General features: G+C 74.1%; 3 protein-coding genes and 2 pseudogenes. 4 read left to right on the forward strand and 1 reads right to left on the reverse strand.

Annotated elements, in window-relative coordinates:
• From ABZ622_RS41895 to ABZ622_RS41910, 4 genes and pseudogenes are all read left to right on the forward strand, one after another.
• Window positions 1-127: pseudogene (locus tag ABZ622_RS41895) on the forward strand (transcriptional regulator); the annotation flags it as partial.
• Window positions 124-1,914 (forward strand): SulP family inorganic anion transporter, encoded by a 1,791-nt coding sequence (locus tag ABZ622_RS41900; protein WP_360552570.1) that lies wholly within the window; start codon window positions 124-126, stop codon window positions 1,912-1,914. The pseudogene ABZ622_RS41895 and the gene ABZ622_RS41900, both read left to right, overlap by 4 nt.
• Window positions 1,911-2,336, forward strand: coding sequence for an ATP-binding protein (locus tag ABZ622_RS41905; protein WP_360552572.1), 426 nt, complete (start codon window positions 1,911-1,913; stop codon window positions 2,334-2,336). Before ABZ622_RS41900 ends, ABZ622_RS41905 begins: the two co-directional genes overlap by 4 nt.
• A 67-nt stretch (window positions 2,337-2,403) precedes the next feature.
• The gene (locus ABZ622_RS41910) at window positions 2,404-2,625 is read left to right on the forward strand and encodes an alkylphosphonate utilization protein (RefSeq protein WP_360552574.1); all 222 of its coding nucleotides are present in this window, start codon (window positions 2,404-2,406) and stop codon (window positions 2,623-2,625) included.
• Window positions 2,626-2,717: 92 nt separating this feature from the next.
• Here ABZ622_RS41910 and ABZ622_RS41915 read toward each other — a convergent pair.
• Window positions 2,718-2,847, reverse strand: a pseudogene (locus ABZ622_RS41915) (transcriptional regulator); the annotation flags it as partial.

The raw sequence follows: 2,847 nt of genomic DNA on the forward strand, positions 1-2,847 counted from the left end.
GTACGAACTGGCCGGCGGAGACGTCGCCGAGCTGATGCGCGCGGCACGCCGGATCCTGACACAGATGCTGGCCGGGCAGCACGAACTGCTGGCGGAGCTGCGGGAGGCCGAGGTCACGGCCCGGTGAGCAGCCTCCTGGCGAAGGGCGGTGCCCGGCTGCGGTCGCTGCTGCCTTCGCGCGCCGATCTGGCGGCGATGGGCCGTGATCCGCGCCGGGACCTGCCGACCGGGCTGACGGTGGCGATCGTGGCACTGCCGCTCGCGCTGGGATTCGGGGTCTCCTCCGGCCTGGGCGCCGAGGCCGGGCTGGCCACCGCCGTGGTCGCGGGTGCGGTCGCCGCAGTCTTCGGCGGCTCCGGCCTCCAGGTGTCCGGGCCGACCGGGGCGATGACGGTGGTGCTGGTGCCGATCGTCGCCCGGTACGGCACCGGCGGCGTGCTGATGGCCGGGCTGATCGCAGGGCTGATGCTGCTCGGCCTCGCCGTCGCGCGGGCCGGGCGGTACATGGCATACATTCCCGCCTCGGTGGTGGAGGGATTCACCCTGGGCATCGCGTGTGTGATCGGCCTCCAACAGGTCCCGAACGCGCTCGGGGTGGCCGGGCCGGAGGGCGACAAGGTCCTCGTGGCGACCTGGCACGCCGCCGAGGCGTTCGTGAACTCCCCGGATCCGGCCGCCCCGGCGCTGGCGGCCGGGGTGGTCGTGGTGATGCTGGCGGGGGCCCGTCTGCGGCCGGGCATCCCGTTCTCGATCGTCGCGGTGATCGCCGCGACCCTCGTGACGCAGCTCTTCCACCTGGACGCCGCCCCGATCGGGGATCTCCCGGCGGGGCTGCCCGCCCCGTCGCTCGGCTTCGTCGACCCGTCCGCGCTGGGCTCGCTGCTGGCCCCGGCGGTCGCGGTCGCCGCCCTGGCTGCGCTGGAGTCGCTGCTGTCCGCGCAGGTCGCCGACGGTATGACGGTCGGCCGACGGCACGACCCCGACAAGGAGCTGTTCGGGCAGGGGCTGGCGAACATCGCCGCCCCGCTGTTCGGCGGGGTGCCCGCGACCGGTGCGATCGCCCGCACCGCGGTCAACGTCCGCGCCGGCGCCTCCTCCCGGCTCGCCGCCCTCGCCCACGCCGCCGTGCTCGCGCTCATCGTGTTCGCCGCCGCCCCGCTGGTCTCCAGGATCCCGCTGGCCGCGCTGGCCGGGGTGCTGATCGCGACCGCGATCCGCATGGTCGAGGTCGGCTCGCTGCGGGCGATGGCGAAGGCCACCCGTGCGGACGCGACCGTCCTGGTGCTGACCGCGGTGGCGACCCTGGCCCTGGACCTCGTGTACGCGGTCGTCATCGGCCTGGTCGTCGCCGGGGCGCTGGCGCTGCGGGCGGTGGCCCTCCAGGCACGGATGGACCGGGTGGACTTCCGGCCCGACCTGCCCGGCAACCACGGCGAGGAGGAACACGCGCTGCTGGCCGAGCACATCGTCGCGTACCGCATCGACGGTCCACTGTTCTTCGCCGGTGCCCACCGCTTCCTCCTCGAACTGTCCGAGGTCTCCGACGTCCGCGTGGTGATCCTGCGGATGTCGTGGGTCACCACCCTGGACGCCACCGGCGCGCTCGTGCTCAAGGACGCCGTGGAGCGGCTCGACCGGCGCGGCATCGCCGTACTCACATCCGGCATCCGCCCCGGTCAGCGCCGGGCACTGGACTCCGTCGGCGCGTTGGAGCTGCTGCGGGCGGAGGGCCGGGAGTACGCCACCACTCCGGAGGCGATCGCCGGGGCCCGCGGCCACTTGCAACGGGCCGGGCTGCTGCCCGCCGCCCCCGGCCGGACCGCTCCCGCCCCCGACAGGACCGCTCCCGTCACCGGCCGGACCGGCCCCGTCACCCACGACCCCCTCGTCGACACCCTCCCGGAGGCGAAGTGAGCACCGGGCTCGACGCCCTCCCGTACCGGCATGTGCTGACCGTGCCCGCCATGGGGCCGGCCGTCCGCATCGCCCGCGAGACCACCGAGCAGGTCCTGGCGGAGTGGGGGGTCGGCCGCCGCCACCCCTGCGTGGATCCGGCGTTGCTGATGGTCGCGGAGCTGGTCACCAACAGCGTCCGGCACGCCGCGGAACTCTCCCCGAGCCTGACGGTCGTCTTCGCGGGCGGCCCGGACACCTTCGCATTCGCCGTCCACGACCGCCACCCCCACCAGCCCGCCCTGCACGCCTCGTTCACCGGCTCCGGCTCCGGAGGGCTGGCGACCGTCGTCGAGCTCACCCTCCAGCTCGGCGGCAGCGCGGTCGTCCGCGCGGACGCGGACGGGCGCGGCAAGAGCATCTGGATCACCCTGCCCCTGTAGCGGCTCGCCCACGGCAGTGGTGCGGCAACCCGCCGGCCCGCACAACCCGAACAGCAAGGAAAGACCGATGAGCGACATCGTGGTGAAGGACAGCAACGGCACCGCCCTGGAGGACGGCGACTCCGTCACTCTGACCAAGGACCTGAAGGTCAAGGGGACGTCGGAGACCCTCAGGCGCGGCACGCTGGTGAAGAACATCCGCCTCACCGGCCGGGCCGACGAGGTCGAGTGCCACACCAAGAAGGTCAAGGGGCTGGTCCTGAAGACCCAGTTCCTGAAGAAGGCCTGACCCGGCGCGGGGCCCGCCGCGTGATCATCGGCCCCGTTCCCGGCTCCGGGGACGGGGCCGCGCGCATCGCGGATCGCGCCGCCGGCGTCAGGTCACGGCCTGGTCCGGGCATCGGCGGTGTGCAGCTCGGCCAGCAGGCCCTGCTGCCCGGCCAGCATCTGTGTCAGGATCCGGCGTGCCGCGCGCATCAGCTCGGCGACGTCTCCGCCGGCCAGTTCGTAG

This window comes from Streptomyces sp. NPDC007164, from assembly GCF_040634135.1.
GTDB lineage: Bacteria > Actinomycetota > Actinomycetes > Streptomycetales > Streptomycetaceae > Streptomyces > Streptomyces sanglieri.